15 protein-coding genes are annotated in these 24344 nt (G+C 64.6%); 7 read left to right on the forward strand and 8 right to left on the reverse strand.

Annotated features, from left to right (window positions below):
- Positions 1 to 51: 51 nt before the first annotated feature.
- The 5 genes from ABIE56_RS12700 to ABIE56_RS12720 all read right to left on the reverse strand — a co-directional run bounded on the left by ABIE56_RS12700 (position 52) and on the right by ABIE56_RS12720 (position 10612).
- Positions 52 to 2487, reverse strand: coding sequence for a GH92 family glycosyl hydrolase (locus ABIE56_RS12700; RefSeq protein WP_429244151.1), 2436 nt, complete (start codon positions 2485 to 2487; stop codon positions 52 to 54).
- Positions 2488 to 2511: 24 nt separating this feature from the next.
- Positions 2512 to 3948 carry a glycoside hydrolase family 125 protein gene (locus ABIE56_RS12705; protein ID WP_429244152.1) on the reverse strand — a complete coding sequence of 479 codons (1437 nt, stop codon included), beginning with the start codon at positions 3946 to 3948 and terminating at the stop codon, positions 2512 to 2514.
- A complete protein-coding gene (locus ABIE56_RS12710) occupies positions 3945 to 6575 on the reverse strand; it encodes a beta-mannosidase (RefSeq protein ID WP_429244153.1) in 2631 nt (876 codons plus the stop codon). The genes ABIE56_RS12705 and ABIE56_RS12710 overlap by 4 nt, the downstream gene beginning before the upstream one ends.
- A complete protein-coding gene (locus ABIE56_RS12715) occupies positions 6572 to 9211 on the reverse strand; it encodes a TonB-dependent receptor (protein ID WP_429244154.1) in 2640 nt (879 codons plus the stop codon). The genes ABIE56_RS12710 and ABIE56_RS12715 overlap by 4 nt, the downstream gene beginning before the upstream one ends.
- 1086 nt (positions 9212 to 10297) lie before the next feature.
- On the reverse strand, positions 10298 to 10612 hold the full coding sequence (locus ABIE56_RS12720) for a hypothetical protein (RefSeq protein WP_429244155.1): 315 nt from the start codon (positions 10610 to 10612) through the stop codon (positions 10298 to 10300).
- Positions 10613 to 11272: 660 nt separating this feature from the next.
- Between ABIE56_RS12720 and ABIE56_RS12725 the strand changes: the two genes are divergently transcribed.
- From ABIE56_RS12725 to ABIE56_RS12750, 6 genes are all read left to right on the forward strand, one after another.
- Positions 11273 to 13141 carry a DUF3300 domain-containing protein gene (locus ABIE56_RS12725; RefSeq protein WP_429244156.1) on the forward strand — a complete coding sequence of 623 codons (1869 nt, stop codon included), beginning with the start codon at positions 11273 to 11275 and terminating at the stop codon, positions 13139 to 13141.
- A 74-nt stretch (positions 13142 to 13215) separates the two neighbouring features.
- Positions 13216 to 13761 carry an RNA polymerase sigma factor gene (locus tag ABIE56_RS12730; RefSeq protein ID WP_429244157.1) on the forward strand — a complete coding sequence of 182 codons (546 nt, stop codon included), beginning with the start codon at positions 13216 to 13218 and terminating at the stop codon, positions 13759 to 13761.
- Positions 13761 to 14771, forward strand: coding sequence for a FecR family protein (locus ABIE56_RS12735; protein ID WP_429244158.1), 1011 nt, complete (start codon positions 13761 to 13763; stop codon positions 14769 to 14771). The genes ABIE56_RS12730 and ABIE56_RS12735 overlap by 1 nt, the downstream gene beginning before the upstream one ends.
- 93 nt (positions 14772 to 14864) lie before the next feature.
- Complete coding sequence (locus ABIE56_RS12740) at positions 14865 to 17306, forward strand: TonB-dependent siderophore receptor (RefSeq protein WP_429244159.1); 2442 nt, start codon at positions 14865 to 14867, stop codon at positions 17304 to 17306.
- A gap of 50 nt (positions 17307 to 17356) precedes the next feature.
- Entirely contained in the window at positions 17357 to 18463 is a 1107-nt protein-coding gene (locus tag ABIE56_RS12745) for a PepSY-associated TM helix domain-containing protein (RefSeq protein WP_429244160.1), read from the forward strand.
- A complete protein-coding gene (locus tag ABIE56_RS12750; protein ID WP_429244161.1) occupies positions 18460 to 18639 on the forward strand; it encodes a hypothetical protein in 180 nt (59 codons plus the stop codon). Before ABIE56_RS12745 ends, ABIE56_RS12750 begins: the two co-directional genes overlap by 4 nt.
- Positions 18640 to 18704: 65 nt before the next feature.
- Here ABIE56_RS12750 and ABIE56_RS12755 read toward each other — a convergent pair whose 3' ends face one another.
- Positions 18705 to 19535: an oxidoreductase gene (locus ABIE56_RS12755; protein WP_429244162.1), complete on the reverse strand. Its 831-nt coding sequence runs from the start codon at positions 19533 to 19535 to the stop codon at positions 18705 to 18707.
- Between the two features lie 155 nt (positions 19536 to 19690).
- Here ABIE56_RS12755 and ABIE56_RS12760 point away from each other — a divergent pair, with 155 nt between their 5' ends.
- A complete protein-coding gene (locus ABIE56_RS12760; protein WP_429244163.1) occupies positions 19691 to 20599 on the forward strand; it encodes an AraC family transcriptional regulator in 909 nt (302 codons plus the stop codon).
- Between the two features lie 110 nt (positions 20600 to 20709).
- Here the strand turns inward: ABIE56_RS12760 and zwf are convergent, their stop codons facing one another.
- Positions 20710 to 22515, reverse strand: coding sequence for a glucose-6-phosphate dehydrogenase (zwf, locus tag ABIE56_RS12765; protein WP_429244164.1), 1806 nt, complete (start codon positions 22513 to 22515; stop codon positions 20710 to 20712).
- The gene (locus ABIE56_RS12770) at positions 22512 to 24338 is read right to left on the reverse strand and encodes a glycoside hydrolase family 15 protein (RefSeq protein ID WP_429244165.1); all 1827 of its coding nucleotides are present in this window, start codon (positions 24336 to 24338) and stop codon (positions 22512 to 22514) included. The genes zwf and ABIE56_RS12770 overlap by 4 nt, the downstream gene beginning before the upstream one ends.
- Between the last annotated feature and the right edge of the window lie 6 nt (positions 24339 to 24344).

Raw genomic sequence — 24344 nt, forward strand, 5'->3', positions numbered from 1 at the left:
CCGCAGGTCAGCGGTGGCGGGGCGGGCATGCGCCCGCCCCTTGCGCTCAGATCAGGCCTTGGCCAACTCGCCGTAGCTCGGCGGGCGGTCTTCCGGGGCCTTGCCGTAGGCCTCGTTCGGCTCGGCGCCCATGGTGAACACCAGGGTGCCGCCGGCCGTGATTTCCTTGTGGCTGATCCAGGTCTTCGTCCACGGCTGGCCGTTCCAGGTCACCGACTGGATGTACGGCTTGCCATCGCCGTTGCCCTTGGTCTCAATGGTAAGCACCTTGCCGCCGCCGACCTGCACCTGGGCGCGATCGAGGATGGGGCTGCCGAACACGTAGTTCGTGCTGATCGGGTCCACGGCGTACAGGCCCATGGCGCTCATCACGTACCACGCGCTCATCTGGCCGCAATCCTCGTTACCCGGCAGGCCATCCGGCTCCGGCAGGTACATGGTGTCCAGCATCAGGCGGACCTTGGCGGCCGTCTTGTGGTGCGAACCGGTGTACGCGTACAGGTAGGGCATGTGGTGGCACGGCTCGTTGCCGAACGCGCACTGGCCCACCATGCCGGCGATATCCGGCGGGGCGTTGTCGGGCAGGGTCGGGTTGGCGTTGAACAGCGCATCCAGCTTCTTTTCGAAGCCCTGCACGCCACCGAACAGGTCCATGTAGTTGTACAGGTCGTGCTGGTTCAGGAACGTGGCCTGCCAGGCGTTCGATTCGGTGAAGTCGCGCCACTTCTTCGAATGGCCAATGGAGATCGGATCGAACGGCTGCAGCCACTGGCCGTCATCGCCCTTCGGGCGCATGAACTGCGTGTCCTTGTCGAATACGTTGCGATAGTTCTGCGAACGCGCACGCAGTGCCTTCGCCTCGTCGGCGTGCCCCAGGTGCTCGGCCATGCTGGCCATGGCCCAGTCGTCGTAGGCGTATTCGAGGGTCTTGCTGACCGCTTCGCCTTCCTTGTCGCTGGGAATGTAGCCCTTGGCGCGGTAGTACGGCAGGCCGAAGTAATCATCCTGCATGGCGCGGCGGCGGAACACCGGCCAGCCCTTCTGGTAATCGATGCCGGTGAAGCCCTTGGCCTGCGCCTCGGCGACGACCACGGCCGAGTGGTAGCCGATCATGCACACGGTCTCGATACCCTGCAGCGGCCACACCGGTGCGCCACTCGGGCTCTCGGCGGCCAGGCGCACGATGCCGTCGACCAGGTCAGGCACACGGTCCGGCTGGTACAGCGTGTACAGCGGGTGCGCGGCACGGTACGTATCCCACAGCGAATAGGTGCTGTAGTTGTGGCGATCGGCTGGCAGCGTGTGCACGGCCTTGTCCATGCCGCGGTAACGGCCATCGATATCGCTGAACACCGTGGGTGCGAGCATGGTGTGGTACAGCGAGCTGTAGAACGTGCGCTTGATCTTGTCCGATTCGCTGTCGATCTGGATCTTCGACAGTTCGCCCGCCCATTCGGCCTCGGCCGACGCGCGCACGCCATCGAAATCCCATGCCGGGATTTCGCCATCGAGGTTGCGCATGGCGCCATCGATATCGACGCCGGAGATACCGACCTTCACCAGCAACGGTTCGCTGCTGGCCTTGTCCAGGTGCACCGCAGCCTTCAGGTGATTGCCCTTGGCTTCCGTGGTGCCAGCCGGCAGCGCCTTGTCTTCGTCGTACAGCGTGATCGACGACGCCGGGCGCGACAGCTTCATGGCGAAGTAGATGACGCGGCCCGAAGCCCACTGCCATACACGGCGGCCGCCGACGATCGTGTCGTTGCCGACGATGCGCACTTCGGCATCGGTAACGCGGCACGCTTCCTTCGGGTTGTCCTGGTAACCATGCGCCAGGTCGAGCAGCAGGTGCGCGTCGCCTTCCTTGCCGAACGTGTAGCGATGGATACCGGCGCGCAGCGTGGCGGTGAGTTCGGCCAGGATATCGTGCTGGGTCAGCTTCACGCGGTAGTAGCCCGGGTGGGCCTGCTCGCCGGTGTAATGCGAGCGGTAGCCCTTTACGCCGGTCTTGTAGCCCTTGGGCGCCTTTTCACCGCTGATCTTCTTCGCGTCGAAACGCGATACGTAGTTCACGCCGGCGTAGTCACGATCGCCCGGCTGCAGCAGCACGGGGCCCATCGTGGGCATCACCAGGAAATCGAGCATATCGGCGGCGCCGGTGCCCGAAAGGTGCGTGTGCGAGAAGCCCATGATCGAACCATCGCCCTGGTGGTAGCCGGATGAACCGTCCCACTCGGCGTTGTACGTATCGGGGCTGAGCTGCACCATGCCGAACGGCCGCGTCGCACCCGGGTAGGTGTGACCGTGGCCGCCGGTACCGACAAAAACGTCGACGTAGCGCAGGACGCCATCCGGGGCGGTGCCGCCGCCTGTGGTTGGCGCTTCAAGACCGTGCTTGACGCCCGCGGCCATCGCGGAGAGGGAGCCGAGCTGACCGACAGCCGTTGCGGCGGCCATGCCCTGCAGGAAACGTCGACGTGTGACCATGAATTACTCCGGCAAGCGGCGGGTTCAGACCCGGCGCAGTGAATCAGGATTCTTTTCAGCGAGGTGGATCACCAGCTCACCAAACAAGGTGTTGGCCCAGGCGAACCACGAACGGGTGAAGTTCTTCGGGTCGTCCTGGTCGAATGCTTCGTGCATGAAGCCCGTGCCGCCATGCGTGGTCTTCAGCATATGCAGGCACTGGCGCTGCTCAGCCACATCGGTCGTGGTGAATGCCTTCATCATGATCGACATGGGCCAGATGTAGCGCAGGCCTTCATGCGGGCCGCCGATACCTTCACCGGCCGTGCCCTTGAAGAAGTACGGGTTCTTGTTGCTCCACACCAGCTCGCGGGTGCGCGCATAACGCTTGTCGTATGCCGTGGTCTCGAGATACGGCAGCGCAAGCAGGCTGGGGACGTTCGCGTCATCCATGAACAGCTGGTTGCCGTAGCCATCCACTTCGTACGCCCAGTATTCGTCCTGGCCGTTGCGGATCACGCCATACTGTTCAGTAGCAGCAGCGACTTCGTCGGCCAGCGCGTGGCACTCGGCCGCAAAGCCCTGGTCGCCGTAGAACGTGCCATGCATCTGCGCCAGGCGGCGCAGGGTCACCACGGCGAAAAGGTTGCCCGGGATGTTGAACGGCAGCGTGGTCGCATCATCCGAGGGGCGGAATTCCTGCACGATCATGCCGATCGGCTTGGCCGGCGCGCCGAAGCCGTGCAGCATCTGGCTATCGGTGGGGTTAAGCGCCGGGCGCTGGAAGTGGTACGGGCCCAGGCCATCCTTGCGCTGCTGCTCCTTGAACGTCTTCACGATCAGCTGGGTCGCGGCGCGCCAGCTATCGTCGAACGGTTCGCGGTCGCCCGTGGCCTGCCAGTAACCGTGCGCCAGGCGCACCGGGTAGCACAGCGAATCGATTTCCCACTTACGCTCGGCCACGCCGGGCTTCATGTCGGTCTGGTCCTGCTGCGACCAGTCCATGTTGCTCTTGGCCTTCGGGTCGGGCATGAAGGCGTTGGCATACGGATCGATGCTGATGCAGCGGGCCTGGCGGCGAATGAGGCCGCGGAACAGCTTGCGCAGGGCTTCATCCTTCGCCACCAGCGGCAGGTACGGCCACACCTGGGCGGAGGAATCGCGCAGCCACATGGCATCGATATCGCCGGTGACCACGAAGGTATCTTCGAAGCCATCCAGGCGGCCTACTTCGACCGTGGTATCCAGCGTGTTCGGGAAGCAGTTCTCGAACAGCCACGCCAGCTCGGGGTCGGCGATCTTTTTCTTGGTGGAGGCAAGCAGCTTTTCCACCGCCTCGCTGGTGAACTTGCGCTTGCCTACCGGCGGGCGCTTGCTCTCGAAACGCGGCGCCGCCAGGGCGGCCGTGCTGAGGCCACCAGCCACGGCCAGGCCAGGTGCCAGGGACAGCCACTTGATAAGGTTGCGGCGGCTCGGGTTCACGGGTGGGTCTCCTTCAGTGCATCGACCAGCGAGGTAACGGACAGCGCCTGACGAAGCGTCGCCGCGTCGGCCTTACCGGAAACAAGGATGTCGCGGCTTTCGCCCGGCAACAGATCGAAAGCGTTATCCGCAAGGCGTACGTCCACATCGCCTGTATCTACCCACACCGCGCGCGCCAGGCGCTTCGCGGTCACGGTGATGACCAGGCCCTGGGCGGTCTCGTGCACGTTCGTCGAAAGCTCGGGCTTCGGCAGTGCCAGATCCTTCGCCGCACCGAAATACAGCAGGTGGCTGGCGACCGGCTTGCCCTGCTCGACCAGATCAAAGGCAACAACCGTGCGCTTCGGGTCGGCGCCCTTCAACAGCGCGGCGTCATCGGCCTTGAGCACCGAGGTGCTGGTCAGTGCGGTGGCGTGTACCGGCTGGTTGCTATCGCGGAGCAGCTTGCCATCCATTGCGTACACACGGGTACGCAGGGTGGCGTCGAAATCCTTCACGCGATCGGAGACCGCAAATACCTCGGTGTGGCCATCGCGGCGGATCGGCACCACATCCACCGGCGCGTAGAAGCGCTTGGCGTGGAACTGCAGGGCCTTCCAGCGGTTGAAATAATCCACGCTGGCCCAGGACGCACCCGGCCACACATCGTTGAGCTGCCAGTACAGCGAACCCATGCTGCGCGGGCGCGCGCTGCGCAGGTGCTCGGCGGCCAGCTCGATGCCTTCGGCCTGCATCACCTGGCTCAGGTACACGAACGACGGGAAGTCCTTCGGTTCGCCGTAGCCAGCACGGATGTACAGCAGCAGGCGCTGGTTGCCATCGCCGTTGGCGAACTTCTGGTGCGCGCGCATCACCTTCGATTCCGGCTGCATGTCGCCGGCTTCGGCAAAGGCCTTGATCGTGGCCATGACCGGGAACGACTGCAGGCCGTACTCGCTCTGGAAGCGCGGGGTCATGTCCAGGTAGTGGTCGATCGGCTCGGAGCCCGACCAGACCTTCCAGTAATGGAAATCACCGTCGCTCTCGACGTTGGCCGGGCCTTCGTAATCGGTGCTGGGTGAGCTGGCCCAGTACGGCACGTTGGGCGAGAGATCCTTCACCACGCCGCGCAGGGTCTTGCCGAACAGCTCGCGCATGCCATCGTCGATCTTCTTCACCTCATCGGCGTTGACGAACTTGCGGAAGTCCTGGCGATCCGGCCAGTCGTCCCAGCCGGTCTGCACTTCGTTGTTGCCCGCCCACAGCACAATGGAGGGGTGGTCGCGCAGGCGGGTGACCTGCTCGATCGCCTCGACGCGTGCATTCTCCTGGAACGCCTTGTCGTACGGGGTGATCGCGCCGCCGTACATGAAGTCCTGCCACACCATGATGCCCATGCGATCGGCCAGGGCGTAGAAGGCATCGGGCTGGTAGGTGCCGCCACCCCACATGCGCAACATGTTCATGTTGGCATCGCGGGCGGAGGTGAGGATCGCTTCCATCTTCGCCGTGGTGACACGGGTGGGGAAGCTATCGAACGGGATGAGGTTGGCGCCCTTGGCGAAGATAGGGACGCCGTTCACGACGAAGGCGAAGCCCCTGCCCCACTGATCCTTCTCCCGGCGCAGCTCGACGGTGCGCAGGCCGGTGTCCTTGTCGGCGGAGGCGACAGGTGCGCCATTGGCCACGACATCGGCATGGAAGTGATAGAGGTTGGCATCGCCGTAGCCCACGGGCCACCAGCGTTGCGGGTGCGCGATGTCCACCGGTACGGCGAGTTGGTTCTCGCCCTTCGCCAGTGTGACGTTGCGTTCTTCGTGGCCCTTGGTGCCATCGGGCGCGGTCCAGTCGACCTTCAGCGTGGCGGCACCGGCCTTGTCGGCGCGCAGGTCGAACGCGGCCTGCAGCTTCGCCAGGTCGGCACCGACATGGTCCTGGGCCACGTGGAAATCGTTGAGGCGCAGGTCGTCCCATGCTTCCAGGCGCACCGGCTGCCAGATGCCGGCGGTGAGGTAGCGCGGGCCCCAATCCCAGCCGTACTGGTAGTTGGCCTTGCGCACATAGTTGGAGGTCTGCTTGCCCTTCGGCTCATCGCCGAACGAGGAATCGAACTCGCCCGGGAGCGAGTACGGCTGCTTCATCAGCCACGGCAGGAGCTTGGCCACCGGCGAGGCGAAACGGACATCCAGGGTGTTCTTGCCCTGCTTCAGGGCGCCCTTCGCGGGCAGGCGCCACTGGCGGAACATGTTGTCCGCGCTCAGCACCTTCTTCCCGTTGAGGGAGACGTCCGCGAAGGTATCGAGGCCGTCGAAAACAAGATCGACGTGACCACGCGCCAGCATGGCCGCGTCCACGTCGAAGTCCAGGTGGTAATCCCAGTCGGCCAGCCCGACCCATTGCAGGCTGGCTTCGTTATCACGCCAGAACGGGTCCTGGACCCGTCCCAGCGTGAGCAGATCGGTCTGGACGGCACCCGGCACGGTGGCCGGCTGCCAGTCCTTCACTTCGGGGTGCGCATCGCTGGCCGCCACCCCGGGGGCGAGGCGGAACCGCCAGCCGGCGGAGAGGTCTTTCTCCACCGACGTAGCGGCGCTGGCCGCTCCCGCGGCAAGCAGGAGGGCCAGGGCCAGCGACGCGCGGGCCGTCACAGCTTGAAGCCCAGGGTCACGGTGAAGGTACGACCGTTCTTGTAGGCGTTGAGCGGCTCAGCCGGGGTGTTGTTGTACACGAAGTAGGTCTCGTTCAGCAGGTTGGTGGCATCCAGCGAGACACGCATGTGGTCATTGATCTGGTAACCCAGCGACGCGTCCAGTTCACGGAAGATGCCGGTGATCTGCTGCGACTGCAACTGGGCGATCGAGGTGAAGTACGACGAGCGCCAGCTGTAGGTCACGCGGGCGCTGTACGGGCCCTGCTCATAGAACGGCGAAATGGTGAACGCGTTCTTCGAGTTGTACGGCAGCGGGAAGTCGTTGCTGGTCGTCGCATCGGAGTAGGTGTAGTTCGCCAGCATGCCGAACCCGTACTTGAAGTTCTGCTGGTAGCTGATCGAGGCACCCTTCACCTTGGCCACGCCGGCGTTGATCGGCACCTGCATCTGGTACACGTCATCGCGCAGGTTGGTCAGGTTGTAGTGGGTCTCTTCCACGTTCGTGTTCAGGATGTAACCCGAAATACGGCGGAAGAAGAGCTCCGCGGCCAGCACGCTGTTCTCCGAGAAGTACCACTCGGCCGAAGCATCGTAGTTGGTCGACTTGTACGGGCCCAGGTCGGTGTTGCCACGCGAGCCGGTGAGCGTGCGGTCATCCAGCGCCACGTACGGGGTCATCTGCTGGTAGCGCGGGCGTGCCATGGTCTGGGCGGCGGCGAAGCGCAGCGTCAGGGCATCGGTCGCGTCATAAGCGATGTTGAACGACGGCAGCCAGTCATGGTACGTGCTGCGCTTGTTCACCGGGGCGTACTGGTTATCGCCGACGAACTGGTAGCCGTTCACCGTATCGCGGGTGCGGTAGTAGCGAACGCCCAGGTTGCCGCGGTAGTCGTCGCCGGAGAAATCGCCCTGGATGTAGAACGCGCGGTTCTGCTCGGCGACGCTGTAGGTGGCCTTCGGGTCGAGCGAGACGTGGCCGTTCTTGATGCTCTGGATGTAAGCCTTCATCAGGCCCGGATCGATCGTGGTCCAGTCACCCATGTTGCCGGCCGAGTTCAGGCCGCTCAGGAAGCCGCTCGGGGTACCGCCGTTGGCGAAATCCGCCAGCGACAGGCCGTTGCCATCCTGGCTGGGCAGCTGCGCCGAATAGGCGTCCTGGCCGTCCAGGTGGTTGGTGGCCTTGATACCCACTTCGATCTGGTTCAGCGGGCCCCACTGCACATCGTGCGAGAAATCCGCCTGGAAGTAACGCTCGCGGTCGTAGCTGGGCGCGTAGCTGTAGCCAGCGCCGTGGGCGAGCATCGCCGAGGGGTTATCCGGCGTGTTGTAGTTGATCTGCGGGTGCTGGCCATCGAGGTTGTAGTTGAAACCGCCGAAGCCCTGGAACTGCATGTTGTAAATGCCGTCCGAACCACCCGTGGAACCGGTGTAGCCGATCTGCGACGACGCGGTCCAGCCATCACCGAACCAATCGGCGCGCAACTGGGCGACGCCGGTGTTCACGGTCGAATCGCGCTCGTAGCCATCGAGGTAGGTCGAGGTGTTGGCGTTGTAGCTACCGCTGGTGGCCACGCCGTTGTTGAAGCCCAGCGCGGTGGCGTTGGCGGCCGAACCGGACCATTCACCGTAGTGGCTCTGGTTGAAGTTGTTGAACTTCTCGGTGACGTACAGGCCGGTGAAGTTCAGCTCGAACGCTTCGTTCGGCTTCCACTGCAGGCCAGTGGACACGCCATCACGCGTACGGCGCTGCTGGAACCACGCGGTGTTCACCGCGGTCGGGTACACGCCCTGCTGGTTCGGCGACACGACGTTCGGGTTGAACTGGTGATCCGGGTTGGTATCGGTCGGATCGTTGACGCGCTGGTAACCGAACACTTCGGTGCCCTGGCGGTCGATGATGCGATCGGAGTGCATGAGCGAGCCGATCACGCCGAAAGTGCTGTCCTTGTTCTTCCAGCTGTACAGCACGGAAGCGTTCGGCTTGCCCTTGTCGGCGTTGTCGTTGTAGCCGTAGCTGACGCTACCGGTGAGCGTGTTCGCCGGCAGGTCGAGCGGGCGGCGGGTGTTCACGATCACGGTGCCGCCGATCGAACCCTCATCGATGTTCGCCTGCGGGGTCTTGTAGACCTGGGCGTTACCGATGATTTCCGAGGCCAGCAGGCTGTAGTTGAACGAACGGCTATCCGGGTTGTTCGGATCCGAGGTCCAGTTGGTCGAGGCGACGGTCTGGCCGTTGAGCATCAGGCGGTTCAGCGCCGGGTCGGTGCCCAGGATGCTGACCTTGTCGCCTTCACCGAAGTTACGGTCCACCGACAGGCCCGGCAGGTGCGAGAGCGATTCGGCGACGTTGGTGTCCGGGAACTTGCCCACGTCTTCGGCCGAGATGGCATCGACGATGGAATCGGAATTGCGCTTGAGGTCGAGCGACTTCTGCAGCGAGGCGCGGATACCGGTGACGGTCACGCCCTGCAGGTTGGCGGCATCCTGCGCGTTGGCGTCCGTCTGTGCGGCGTCGGCCTTCTTGGCAGCCGGGGCGGCCGGGGTGGTCGTGGCCGCATCCTGGGCCATCACGCTACCCGAGGCGAACAGCCCGGCCAGGATGGCCATGGAAAGTGCGCTGAAACGGTGGTTCATAAGAGTGTCCTGGGGAGGGGGTTTTCGCAGGACGAACGCAACCGCACGGGCTCGCGCCCGCGTTAGTGATTCATTCGGCCTTCGGTGTTTTTGTTTAGTGCCCTGCGTTACGCCGCGGTGGCGGGGTTCGCCTTGTGGGGGAACCGTGGCGTAGTGCGCTGTTGCAGCCGTATTACTGAGCAGATTTTTAGGGGCCGGTGACAACGATGTCAACGGTTTTTTTAACTCGATCTAAAGACAACCATTACACCATAGTTGCTTGTTTTTATTGTCTTTTTCTGAAAAACCAGTTTCGTGCAGTGCGGAAAATTCTCATAACAATTTGGATCGATCCACTACCCCTCCCGCGTGGCCCGCCATTTCGCTAAACCCTGCTCGCACCGGGAGTTTTTTCCTTGCGCCCACCGGTGACCGGCATGGCATCACGCCTTTGCCATCCATTGTTGCACCGCAGCGTAAAATTGGGCGGGTTACCGGGGTCTGGCGACCGTGCTACCCGCTTTACCGGTTCATTCGCTAGCGCCAATGGGGATTTTAGCGGCGGTCGCCGCCTCGGACTTGGGGGGAGGAAGCTGCGGGTGGGCAGCCCCCTAGGGCCGCCCACCCGCGCACTGGGTACTGAGGCATATGGACGGAAGGCCACTCGACCTCATGGGGAGGTAGTGCACCGTGAAGAAATACGGCTCGCCATTGTCGAACAAGACGTCTGTCCTAACCTTTCTATCGGTTCTCGTCTTTCAGGTTGTTTGCGCGCGCCTCTCTAATCAAACCGAACGGATTTGTCTCGCAACCTGCCCGTGCGAATAGCTGATCAGAGGTTACCAGGCTGAACCGGCACGCGTCGTAAGGAAGGAGCACATGTGTCGCAACGAACTCGCCAGTGTCGAACTGGTGCCACAGTGCACTTGGCAAATTCCAACTTGAGTTCATCGTAAAGATCGAAATCAAAAAGCCCCTCGAACTTGATTTGTCCGCGGAGTGTTCTCGGGATCGGCCTGGCCTCGAGCCACTGGAAGTATCCATCAACATTTGCACTCGGCATGCAGTTGGTGTCGTCAGGCGCGGCACATACGGAAAGGAATCTTCTCAGCTGCGCACGGCACCTGCATTCTCCGCGACGAAGCGCAGCAAGGGCGCAACGTGAATAAGCGAATACGGGTCCGGCGGGATGCCATGAGCCATCGCGGCAGCGGTTCGCATTGCGAACTCGCAATCATCCATCAAGCTTCCGACGTGGATTTTCGGCGAGGCATTCTGCATGTCCCACATCTCGGCAGCCGCAACCTCCCAGTAGAAATCCTCGGAGCCGTCTAGCTGAAACGTAGTCACCCCAAGATCAGCGACGACATGATCTAGCGCCGCGACGATAAGCTTTTTTAGTTCATCCACTTCGATCTGCATTTCGTTCCTCACACAACAGAAGTTGTTTTGCGAAATTTGCTAGCTTGTTCTCCAGATCCTGAGCTCTTCCGTCAATGATTCGCCGATCTATTTCCTCCCCACGCTTCCCAAGTATGTTCTTGTTATCGTGAGCGTACGGGTCAGCCAGCCAGGACGACAGCCCGCGACCAGCCCCGATGCGGTTTATCGGCGCAATGCCTCAGGCCACGCGTGATGGCGCTCTCGAGTCCTAAGATCCGTCCCTGGAAATTCATGTCGTTTCCCCTGCCTTGTGAATCGTTCTACGTGCGATGCCGCGGATAGGGCTCGCCTGCCCGTGACCGCCGCAATCGTACGTTGCGCGTCGCGATGACGTATGTAGGGGAAGCCCCACAAAACGCCGTCGACAGCATTGAGCCAAAGCGGCGACTAGCCGGGACTGGCGACGCTTTAGCCATCTCACGGCCGACTCCGACAGAGCGCCCACCGGAGACGACCTGATCTGATCGACACAAGCATTCGTGAAGGCGAACCAGTCGGCTTACCACCCGGCACGAGGCGTAAGGTTTTACGAAGTCCAACGCGCAGGTAAACGCGAACGATAAAAGCCCGTTGCAGACAGCGCGCAGTCACCCGCCGAGCGAGAAGCTCAGCCCACACACCCAAGGAAAGGCATCACCGATGTCACGAGCGTTCCGCGACGTATCCCTGAAGACCCTGCTCTCGGCCGCCGTCGTGACGGCCCTTGCCGCGTGCAACCGCGAACCACCCACGCAGGCCGCCGATGCCCCCGCTGCCGCCGCCACCGCCCCGGCGCCCGATGTCCAGGCGGCACCCTACCAAAAGCCCACCGCCGAGCAGCTGTACGCGCTCGTCGCGCCGATCGCCCTCTTCCCCGACAACCTCGTGGCGCAGACGCTCGCCGCCTCCACGCACCCCGACCAGGTGGATGATGCCCGCCAGTTCGTGCAGGGCCATCGCGACCTGACCGGTGCCGCTTTGATCGATGCCGCCGACGGCCAGCCGTGGGATCCCAGCGTGAAGTCGCTGGTCGCCTTCCCCGCCGTGCTCGATCAGATGGCGAATAACGGCGAATGGACCGACGCACTCGGCCAGGCGTACGCAAACCAGCCTTCGGATGTCATGAACGCGATCCAGGTCATGCGTTCGCGCGCGCAGGCCAAGGGCAACCTGAAGAGCACGTCACAGCAAAAGGTGCAGGTGGTCGATCGCGGCGAGCCGGTGTCGCAGACGGTCGTGGAGCAGGACGAGATCGTGGGACCGCCGGCACAGACCATCGAAATTGAACCGACCGACCCGGGCGTGGTGTACGTGCCCGAATACGATCCGGATGTGGTGTACGGCGAGCCTGTTTATTCCACCGTGTACGAAACACGCTACGTCGAACCCTCGTACGGCTATCGCGATGCCGCGATTGCTGGCGTTGTCGCGTTCGGCGCGGGCATTGTCGTCGGCGAACTGTTTGCCCACCACGATCACCACGACCGCCCGTGGGGCTGGGATAGCTGGCACACCTCCTGGGGCGGGCACCGCGATGGCGGCCGCCCGGCCGTCGTGTACGACAACCATCCCTATGTTGTGAATCGCACCGTGGTGAACAACCGCTTCGTCGATCGCTCGGTGCACATCGACAACCGGCACAACTTCAACAACACCTATAACCGCCCCGGCGAGCCGCCGCGCGGTCCGCAAGGCGTTGGCGCACCGCCGCCGCGCCCGGCCCAGCCGGATTACGCGCACATGCAACGGCCGAACTTCGCACCGGGTGCCCTGCACGCCACGGCGCCGAATGCGCGGCCGGCCATTGCACCGCCGCGGCCGGGCGAACCCAACGTCGCTCAAGGCGGCCGTACCTTCCAGGCGCCTGGCCAACCAGGGCGACCGGGCCAGCAAGGTGAACCCGGCCGCGGCCTGGCGCCGCAGGCGGGGAATCCCGGCAATCCGGCGCGTTCCGGGTTCGCTAATGCGCCCGCTGGCACACGGCCCGGTGAGCATGAGCGGTACGGCCAGCGTGGCTCGCCGATGGAGCGCACGGCGGCTACCCAGGCCGCGACCCCTGGTCAGCCACCGCACCCGACCGCACACATGCCGCCGATGCCGCGCGAGAATCCGCAGCTTCAGGAGCGGCCGGAGCAGCAGGCGCCGCACACTCAGCCGCAAGGCCAGCCGCAGGTCGCACACGCGCCGCAGGTGCCGCGCAACAACGAGGCACCGCCGCAACGCAGCGAGGCGCAGCGATTCCAAGCGCAGCGTGCCGAGCAGCAACGCGAGGCGCCCCGCCCCACTCCGCCGCCGGAGCAGCACTTCCAGGCGCCCCGGCCAGCGCAGCAGCCCGAGCAACATGTCCAGGCACCCCGCCCGGCGCAGCAGCCCGAGCAGCGCTTCCAGGCGCCGCGCGAGATGCCGCGGCCTGACTCCCGCCCGCAGCCGCAACAGCAGCCGCGCCCCCAGCCGCAGGAGCACCACGAACAGGCCCGGCCGGCGCCCCAGCAACAGCAGCACCACGACGACCATAAGAAGCACGACTAACCGCCGGCCTTGCACCGCAGCACGCCTTGAAATGATAATTATTCTTATCTGACAGGGGCGCAAAGGCGGGCAAGGTGGGGCGTGGAGCCGGGTACCAGGATGAAGCAGCGGCGGTGCAGGGGCCTGCCCCGCTGCTGCGAATCCTGCAAAACCACTATGAGCCGCTGCGCCGCTTTGTCGAGCGGCGCATGCGCTCGCCGGAAACCGCAGCGGACATCGTGCAGGAGACCTACGTGAAGGTCGCGATGCTCGATGAGGGCACGGTGGTAAGGAACCCCCTCGCCTTCCTCTACCGCATCGCCGGCAACCTGTCGCTGGACTGGCTGCGCGAGCGCGAGGTGCGCGAGCGGCATGTCGATAGCGGCGAACTGCCCGATGTAGCCGATGGCGCGCCGGATAGCGAAGCCCAAATCGCCGGCCATCAGCGCCTGCGCATCCTGGCCCATGCCGTGACCGAGTTGCCGCCGCGTTGCGGCGAGGTCTTTCGCCTGCGCAAGCTGGAGCACCTGGAGCCCCAGCAGATCGCCGAGCAGTTGGGCATCAGTCGCAACATGGTGGAAAAACACCTCCGCAAGGCCTTGGCCCATTGTCAGGCACGGCTTGACGAGGCAGGGGCATAATGCGCGCTCGTCGCCACCGGCTCGCCGATCCCGCCATGCCGCAGCCCCACTACAACGCAAGCGCCCGCCAACAGGCGGCGGGCTGGGTCGTCCGGCTCGATGCCGGCGAACTGGATGCGCAGGAGCGCGCGTCGCTGCAGGCGTGGCTGGACGAAAACCCGGCCCATGCCGAGGCGTTGCAGCGGGCGCAGGCCACGTGGCGCGAACTCGATATGGTCGCCGCGGTGCCCGCCGCGACAGGCCCGCGCCCACGCGCCCAACACGAGCGCGCGCGTGGGCCGGGCAAGCAGCGACGCCACCGCACGATTCTCGCCGCCGCATGCGTTGCCGGCGTGCTGTTCGCACTTGGCGTGTGGCAATACCCCCGCATGGATATTGCCCTCCACGCCGATGCACACACTGCCACCGGCGAAACGCAGAGGATCGCACTCACAGGGGGTGGCTCGGCCCAGCTGGATACGGGCAGCGCCATCCGCCTGCGCGATGATGCCGCCTGGCGCGACGTGCAGGTACTCACCGGCACGGTTTCGTTCGAGGTCGGCCATGCGGATCGCCGGCCTTTCCGTGTTCGCGCCGGCCAGGTCGTCGTGACGGACATCGGCACCACCTTCCAGCTGAAGCGGGAAGGCGACGCCACGCAGGTGGTGGTAGCCAGCGGCCTGGTGGAGGTCGCGGCGCCCGGCGGCAAGGCCATCGTGCGTGCGGGCGAACGCGCCACGCTGGCCGACGACGCGCGTATCCCCACGGTCACCTCCGTGGACGCAGACGCAGCCATGGCCTGGACGCGCGGCCGACTCGTGTTCGTCGACCGCCCGCTCAGCGAGGTGGTGGCCGAACTGAACCGGTACTACGCCGGCCGTATCGTCCTCATGGGTGACAAGGCCGCCTCCCGTCGCGTCAGCGGGGTCTTCCGCACCAGCGATCCGCTGGCGGCGCTCCGCGTGATCGAGGCCAACCTTGGCCTGCGCGCGAGTCACGTGGGATTCGGCTGGGTCGTCCTGCGCGGCTGAGGGTGAAAATAATTGGCCGGACGACATCCTCATCCGGCTCGTTCATCCGTCTTAAATGAGATTGATGCTCATTTCTTCTTGATGGATGGTCCCATGCCCGCTCGTGTTCCTCGTTCGCCTGCCCCTTCCACCCCGCGCCTGCGCCACCTCTGCCTTGCCCTGGGCCTGGCTTGGGCCAGCGCCAGCACGGCCGCCCCTCAGGCAGCGCTCGAAGCGGCCCGTGATTTCCACATCGGCGCTGGCCCGCTGGCCCAGGCGCTGAACCGCTTCGCCGAGCAGAGCGACACCGTGCTGGTCTACGACGCGTCGCTAACCACGGGACTACAGGCACCGGCCGTGGACGGCCATCTGGCCACGGCGGACGCGCTGAAGCGCCTGCTCGCCAACTCGGGCCTGGATTACCGCCTGGGTGATGACGGCTCGGTGCGCTTGCAGCGGGTCGGCGCGCCAACGCCTGCCAAGGCCGCGCCCAAGGCGGCCGCCGCCGCAGCCGCGTCGCAAACCGCGCGCCGCCGTGGCGGCAATAAGGTCGAAGAGCTCGAGAGCGTGAACGTCCATGGCGTGACCGAAGGCTATGCGGCCAACGAAGTGTCCTTCGGCAAGCTCGCCCTCTCGCCGCGCGAAATGCCTAGCTCGGTCTCCGTGGTAACGCGGCAGCGCATGGATGACGAGAACATGGTCAGCGTGTACGACGTGCTCAACCGCACCACCGGGATCACGGCGGTGCCCTACGGTGTCGGCACCTCGTATTTCCAGTCGCGCGGCTACCAGCCCGATGTGCAGTTCGATGGCATCGCCGCCAACAATGGTTTGCAGTACCAGTCGCAGTTCGACCTGGCCATGTACGACCGCCTGGAAATCTTTCGCGGCCCCGCGGGCATCCTGCAAGGCCAGGGCAGCCCGGGCGGCACCGTGAACCTGGTGCGCAAGCGCCCGCTGGAACAGGCCGGCTGGGGCGGCAGCGTGTCGGCAGGCTCGTGGAACACTTACCAGGCCACGCTGGATGGCAGCTCGCCACTCAACAGCGAGGGCACGATCCGTGGCCGCGCGGTCATCTCCACGCAGGATCACGATTACTTTTACGACAAAGCCAACTCGCGCCATCAGTTCTTCTACGGTGTGGTGGAGTTCGATCTTTCGCCGTCCACCCTGCTGACCCTGTCGGCCGCGTACCAGCATGAACGCAACAGCCCGCTCGATTGGGGCCAGTCGGTGTACGCGATCCCGCCGCATGGCCAGGCACTGGATGCGCCGCGCTCGCAGTTCTATGGCACGGACTGGAGCTACGACAAGCCGACGCTCAACGATTACTACGCCGAGCTCGATCACGACTTCGGCAACGACTGGCACGGCAAGATCAACATCGACCGCCGCTCCACCACCGATGCCTCGAAGTACGGTTATATCGATGGCTTGGTGCAGCCGGATAACCACGCCGATTACTGGCTGCAGCGCCAGTACACCGACGGCAGCTGGACCGGCGCCGACATGAATGTATCCGGCCCGTTCGAACTATGGGGACGCCCGCAGCAGCTGATCGTTGGCTTCAACTACGCGCGGCAAACCGCGGATAGCTGGAGTGGTGGTTTCGACATCGACGGCGGCGTGGATGTCATGGACCTGACCGGGATCCCGCGCCCGGAGATTCCCTTCACCAGCCGCAGCCTGACCGAAACCACGCAGTACGGCCTTTACGCCGCACTGCGCCTGAAGCCGGCGGATGACTGGAGCGTGCTGCTAGGCAGCCAGTTCACCAACTACCGCAGCAAGACCAAGGCCGGTTCGCCCACGCCGCTGGGCGAGTGGGTGGACGCGCCGGATGTCGATCACAAGGCGTCGCCCTATGTCGGCGTCGTTTACGACATCAACAGCTGGCTCTCGGCCTACGCCAGCTACACCACGGTATTCGTGCCGCAGAACAACCTGACCTTCTCCGGTACTGCGCTGAAGCCGCGCACGGGCAAGCAGTACGAGACCGGCCTGAAGGGCGAGTTCCTGGATGGCAGGCTCACCGCCTCGTTCGCCGCGTTCCGCCTGCGCGACCAGAACCGCGCGTATGACGATCCGGAACACCCGAACTACTACATCGCCGCCGGCAAGGCGCAGAGCCAGGGCTGGGAAACCGAAGTGAGCGGCCGCCTGGCCGCAGGCTGGGACCTGCAGGCGGGCTACACCTACCTGCTCACCCGTTACCTGAAAGACGCTACCAGCGCTGGCCAGGTGTTCGATTCGGAAGAACCGAAGAAGACCTTCAAGCTGTGGAGCGTCTACCGCTTTGAAGGTGATAACCCGCACGGCTTCCGTGTCGGCGGCGGCGCACGTGTGCTGAGCAGCACGAACCGCGGCACGATCACGCAGAAGGGTTACGCGGTGTTCGATGGCCAGGTGGGTTATCAGTTCGATCGCGACTGGCTACTGACGCTGACAGTAAACAACGTGTTCGATCGCAAGTACTTCGCCCGCGTACCGGCCTCGTACTTCGGCATCTACGGCGATCCGCGCAACACGATGCTCACCATCCGCAAATCGCTGTGAGCGTGACGCGTCCGGGACTCTCCGCCACCGCCCTACGGCGGTGGCGGGCGGTGCATACGTGGTCCAGCCTCGTGTGCACCGTGTTCCTGCTCGTGCTTTGCGTCACCGGCCTGCCGTTGATCTTCCAGGACGAGATCGAGGATGCACTGGGTACCCCGCACGCTTCTGATGTGGCGCCGGGTACGCCGATGCTAACGCTCGATCAGCTGCTGGCTTCGGCGCAGGCTCGTTATCCCGGTGATGCCACGAACTTCATCAGCCTGCCCGATGATGACGAGGGCATGGCGACGATCGGGCTGATCGACCACGCCGGTGCGTATCACTGGCTGAAGTACGACCGGCATACCGGCGCCCTGCTCGATGACCAGCGCCAGGCGGGCACGCAGCGCATCTCCTTCATGGATGTGATGCTCGCGGTGCACGGCAGCCTGACGCTCGGCTTGCCCGGTACATTGCTGCTTGGTGTGATGGGCTTGCTGTTCGTCGTAGCACTCGTATCCGGGGTGGTGCTCTATCCACCGTTCACGCCGCGCGCTGGCGCGGGCACATTGCGTCTGCGTGGCAACCCGCGGCTGCGCTGGCTTGATCTGCACAATGTGCTCGGCATGGTGCTGCTGGCATGGTTCGGTGTGGTTGGCCTTACCGGTGTCATGAACACCCTTGAGAAACCCTTGTTCGGTTTGTGGCAAGCCACGGATGTCGCACGCATGCTCGCCGCGCAGCCAGGCACGCCAGGCCCCTCTGGCACGCCTGGCACGACGGCCAGGATTGCCGTCCAGTTCGCCATGGACGAGGCCTTGCGTCGCCACCCCCACGAGACCGTCGCCAGCATCCTTTTTCCCAGCGAGGCGCGGCACCAGCCTCATCACTACCTGGTATGGCTGCACGGCGATACGCCGCTTCGTCGCGAACTGCTGACGCCTGTCCTCATCCATGCCAGCACCGGTGACGTCATCGACGGTGAGCAACTGCCCTGGTACCTCTCCGCGCTCGAAGTTTCGCGCCCGCTGCATTTCGGCGATTACGGCGGCCTGCCGCTCAAGCTGTTGTGGCTGGTCTTCGATATCGGCGCGATCGTCGTACTGGTGAGTGGCATCTATCTTTGGATCAACCGGCGCCGTCGTCGCGTCGCGCCCATGGCGGAGATAATCACATGAGCCGGCATAGCCAGAGGCCCCGCGGCCTGATCGCACTTCCTGCGGCGATGGCCGCCTGCCTGCTCACCGGCCTATTCCTCGCACTGTTGGCCGGCCCCGCCTGGCAACCGGTCGCGTGGTTGCTGCTGGCGGTTCCCCTCACTGTATTCGTCGTGCTGCTACGCCGCTCCCTGTAGAAGCGCGCTTGCGCGCGATCCACGCCACCGCAAGCCCCCATCGCGCGCAAGCGCGCTCCTACAGGTTAGCCGTCGGTTGACAGCGTCAGCGGTTCCCACTCACTGATGGACGCTTCGAACGCAGCCAGCTTGTCGCGCACCAGCTTCAGCGCATCACTGCCCAGCAACAGATGTGCCGGTGGGTTCGCCGAACCAATCACCGCCAGCATCGCCCGCGCCGCCTTCACCGGGTCGCCCAGCTGCTTGCCGCTCTTCTCCTCGCGCGCCTTGCGGATCGGGTCGAAGATGGCGTCGTAATCGCTGATGGAGCGCTCGGTACGCACCATGGATCGCCCGGCCCAATCCGTGCGGAACGAACCCGGCGCCACGGCGGTGACATGGATACCCAGCTCGGCGACCTCCTTGCCAAGCGCTTCAGAGATACCTTCCAGCGCAAACTTGCTACCGCAGTAATAGGTGATCCCTGGCATCGTGATATGCCCACCCATCGAGGTGATGTTGAGGATGTGGCCGCGGCGGCGCTGGCGCATGTAAGGCAGCACGGCCTTGATCATGGCCACGGCACCGAACACGTTCACATCGAACTGCCGGCGCAGGTCCGCCAGTGGTGATTCCTCCATGATGCCTTCGTGGCCGTAGCCCGCGTTGTTGACCAGGACGTCGATCGGGCCAACCGTCGACTCGACCTCGGCGACCACGCCGTCGATCGCATCGAAATCGGTGACGTCGAGGATGCGGGCTACCGCATTCGTGTGCAGCGATTCGAACTCGCGTCGGGCATCGTCGCTACGGACGGTGCCCACGACCCTGTGGCCAGCGGCCAGGGCCTCCTGCGCCAGCGCCCGGCCAAAGCCGCTGCTGACACCGGTGATGAGAAGGGTCTTTTCGTTTGCCATGTCGCGTCTCCACTGAGGTGCCATGGGATGCATAATGAACTCGACAGACCCCGGCCATAAGCCGCAATGCCCTACGTTTCTTGCCTATTCCTATGAGTACGCGCTCCACACCCCATCAGGACGCGATCCCACGCAGCCCCACGCGCGAACGTACGGTGGCACTGCTCCACGCGCTCGGCCCGAACGAGGGCTATAACCTCACCGCCCTCCCCAGCGTCCGCATCCTTCGCTCCAACCGCCCGCTTGCCCGCACGCCGGTGCTCTACGATCCCGGCATCGTCATCGTCTGCCAGGGCTGCAAGCGCGGCTACTTCGGCGACCAGGTGTACGTGTACGACGAAGACCACTACCTCGCCGTATCGGTGCCCGTGCCCTTCACCATGGAAACGGACGCGGGCCCGGAACATCCGCTGCTCGCGCTTTACCTGCATCTCGACTTCACGCTGGCCGCCGAACTCGCCGAACAGATCGATGCCTCGGGCGATGTCACGACCGCGCAGGCGCCGCGAAGCATGTTGTCCACACGCATGGATAACGCCATGCAGGACACGGTCCTGCGCTTCCTTGACGCCATGCACAAGCCGCTCGATGCGGCGGTGCTCGGCCCGGGGTTACTGCGCGAGATCTACTACCGCGTGCTCACCGGCGCCCAGGGTGCCTCCATGCGCGAAGCGCTGGCCACGCGCGGCCAGTTCGGCAAGATCAGCCGATCGCTGCGCCTTATCCATGCCGAATACCCGCGCCCGCTCGATGTCGCCACGCTTGCTGAAGAAGCCGGCATGAGCGCGCCAAGTTTTCACAGCCACTTCAAGGCCATCACGAACGTCTCGCCGATGCAGTACGTGAAATCGACACGCCTGCACCAGGCGCGGCTGCTCATGGTGCGCCAGGGCATGACGGCGGAGGCCGCGAGCCACGCGGTGGGCTACACCAGCCCTTCGCAATTCAGCCGCGAGTTCAGGCGGTTGTTTGGTGCATCGCCCGGCGCGGAAGCCAGGCGCATGCGCGAGAGCTTTGCGTTGCCGGAAGCCTTTGCCGACGCCATCTTCGTGTCGTCGCACTAGTTCGCCCCCTGTAGGAGCGCGCTTGCGCGCGATCCGGTACCACGCGGGCACCCATCGCGCGCAAGCGCGCTCCTACAAAAAGAAAGGGGCCCCGGAGGGCCCCTTCTGCATCAGCGTTTGGTCGTGCGTTTTTTCGGCGCTGCCTTTCGGGTCGCCGCCTTTTTCGCCGGGGCCTTCTTCGCTGCCGCGACCTTCTTCACCGCGGCCTTTTTCGCAGGCGCTTTCTTCGCAGGCGCCGTCTTCTTCACCGATGCGGCGCGAAGCACCTTCTTCGCCGCCGCACGCTTGCGTGCCGTCGGCTTCGCAGGTTCTTTCGCCGCCAGGGCGGCGCCACCGGCTTCCGCCTTCTGGCGAGCGGCACGGCGCGCCGGCTCGGTGCCGGTGTTGAGCGGGCGCCACGAGCGCCCACCCATGGCCAGCAACGTATCCGACGAGGCCGGGCCGGCGCTGCCCGAAGCGTAGTTCGGGAAATCCGCCGGCGTACGCTGGGCCCAGTCATCGAGCACCGGCTGCACCGCGCGCCAGCACGCCTCGACCATGTCGGCGCGCTGGAACAGCGTCGCGTCGCCGGTCATGCAGTCGTACAGCAGCGTCTCGTAGCCCACGTTCGGCTCGGCGCGGAACCAGTCGGCGTACTTGAAATCCATGCGCACCGGGGCGAGTTCCACGCGCGGGCCAGGGCGCTTCACGTCGAACTGCAACGAGATGCCCTCATCCGGCTGGATCTGCAGCACCAGCCAGTCGGGCCCGAACGCATCCATGCCGGTGCCGCGGAACGGCGCCATGGGCGCGCTCTTGAAGCGAATGGCAATCTCGGTGGTACGGCGGCCCATGTGCTTGCCGGTGCGCAGGTAGAACGGCACGCCCGACCAGCGCCAGGTATCGATGGAGAGCTTCATGGCCACGAAGGTTTCCGTGACCGAATCCGGCGCCACATCCGGCTCGTCGCGATAGGCGCGGGCCAGCTCGCTGTTCACCGCGCCTGGGCCGTACTGGCCACGCACGGCGTCCTCGGGGGAGATCGGACGGATCGCCTCGATCACCTCGGCCTTGCGGGTGCGCACGGCTTCGGCATCAAACGAGGTCGGCGGCTCCATGGCCACCATGGCCAGCAGCTGGAACAGGTGGTTCGGCACCATGTCGCGCATGGCGCCGGTCTGCTCGTAGAACGAGCCACGGCGCTCCACGCCCACGGTTTCGGCCACGGTGATCTGCACGTGGTCGATACGGTCGCGGTTCCAGATCGGTTCGAACAGGCCGTTCGCGAAACGGAAGGCCATGATGTTCTGCACCGTTTCCTTACCCAGGAAGTGGTCGATGCGGTAGATCTGGTCCTCGCGCAGTACCTTGAGGATGCGCTCGTTCAGCGCGTTCGCCGAAGCCAAATCGTGGCCGAACGGCTTCTCGATAATGACGCGGCGCCAGTGGTCGCCATCCACGCCACCATCCTGGGTCAGGCCGGCATCGCGCAGCTGCTCGATCACATCACCGAAGAAACGCTCGGGCGTAGCCAGGTAGAACAGCACGTTGCCCTGGGTACCCCGCTTGCGGTCGATCTCCTTCAGCTTCGTCGCCAGCGACTGGAACGACGACGCATCATCGAAATCGCCCGAGAAGTACGTCATCTGGCTGCCGAGCCAGCCCCAGGCTTCTTCATCGAGGCGCTGGCCTGCGCCGGAGACGTAGCGCTCCAGCGACTTGTGCAGGTTGTTCTTCCAGGCGTTGTCCGACATCTTGCCGTGGTTAAAACCCACGATGGCGAAGTTATCGGCCAGCAGGCCGGTACGGCGCATGTTGTACAGCGCGGGGACGACGAGGCGGCTGGTGAGGTCGCCTGCGGCGCCGAAGATCACAACGGTACACGGGTCGGCCGGATGAGCGCGGGACGTCGCGCGCTTCGGTTGGGCTTGGCTCATGCACTGACTCCTTGGGGAACGGTGGATTCGGGGGTGGCGTGGATATCGGCTGTCGCGCTGTAGCCATGCGCCAGACTAAAGGCGGCATTAACCAACGCGACATGGGAAAAGGCTTGTGGGAAATTGCCCAAGAGCCGTTTCGTCCGGGGATCGTACTCCTCCGCGAGCAGGCCGAGGTCGTTCGTGAGCGCAATCAGGCGTTCAAAAAGTGCCCGGGCTTCGTCCATCCGGCCCAGCATCACGTAATTTTCGACCAGCCAGAAACTGCACGGCAGGAACTCGCCCTCGCCCGGTGGCAGGCCATCCACACCCGAGCGAGTGTCATAGCGGCGGACAAAACCACCCACGATCAGGTCGTCCTCGATCGCCTTCACCGTGGCGACGATGCGCGGGTCATCCGGCGGCAGGAAATCGGTAAGCGTCACCAGTAGCAGGCTCGCATCGAGCTCGGTGGACCCATACGACTGGGTGAAGCACCCGCGCACCGGGTCCACGCCCTTGGCCAGGATATCGGCCTTGATTTCGTCGGCGATACTGCGCCAGCGCTTGACGTAGTGGGGGTCCAGCCCGTCGCGCTTCTGCTCCGCGGCCCGGGCGAATGCCAGCCACGCCATGACTTTGGAATGCACGAAGTGACGGGGCTCACCGCGAATCTCCCAGATGCCTTCGTCGGGATGACGCCAGATCTCGGCAAGATGGTCGAGGAACACGGCCTGGACATTATCCGCTTCCGGGTGAAGCACGACGCCGTGCTTCATGGCATGCGAGAACGCGCCCACGAGTTCGCCGAAGATATCGAGCTGGAACTGGTTGGACGCTGCGTTGCCGACGCGCACGGGACGTGCGCCTTCGTAACCCTTCAGCCACGTGACCTCGTACTCTTCCAGCCGGCGTTCGCCGGCCAGGCCATACAGCACCTGCAACTGCCCGGGGGAACCGGCCACCGCGCGGCGTACCCAGTCGCGCCAGGCGCTGGCCTCATCGTGGTAGCCCGCATTCACCAGCGCGGAAAGCACGAAGGTGGCATCGCGTGCCCAGCAGAAGCGGTAATCCCAATTGCGCTCACCGCCAAATTGCTCGGGCAGCGAGGTGGTGGGTGCAGCGACAATGCCGCCGGTGGGCTCGTAGCTAAGCCCCTTGAGCACGATGAGCGAGCGGCGGACGATATCGCTCCACTCGCCGCTGCCGTTACAGCGGCTCGACCAGGCTTCCCAGTAATCCAGCGAATCCTTCAACGCACGGGCGGGATCCAGCGGCTCGGGCGGTGGCAGGTGAGACGGGCCCCAGGCCATGACGAACGGCGCCGAATCGCCCTTGGCCACGCTGAACCGGGCCACGCTTTCCATGCCCTCGCCTTCCATATCGACAGGGGTTCGCAGCACGACCATGTCGGGGCCGGCCACGGCCGACAGTGTGCCATCCTCGCCGGTCGTCACCCAGGGCAGCGCATTGCCGTAATCGAAACGCACGGTAAGGCGGCTTTCGAAATCCACCCGACCCTCGATGCCCTCGACAATGCGGGTAATGCCGACCTGCTCGCCGGCGAAGGGCATGAAATCGACCACGCGGGCCTTGCCCGTCGCCGTGGTCCACACGGTTTCCAGGACCAGGCTGCCATCGATGTACTGGCGCGTGCTGACCGCATCGGTGTCGGCTGGCGCCAGCCACCAGCGGCCGTTGTTTTCATCGCCCAGCAGGGCCGCGAAACACGCCGCTGAATCGAACCGCGGCAGGCATAACCAGTCGATCGAGCCGTTGCGCGCCACCAGGGCCGCGCTGCGGCAATTGCCGAGCATGGCGTAATCTTCGATCCGGGATGCCATCTTGCC

This window comes from Luteibacter sp. 621 (assembly GCF_050435445.1).
Classification (GTDB): Bacteria; Pseudomonadota; Gammaproteobacteria; order Xanthomonadales; family Rhodanobacteraceae; genus Luteibacter.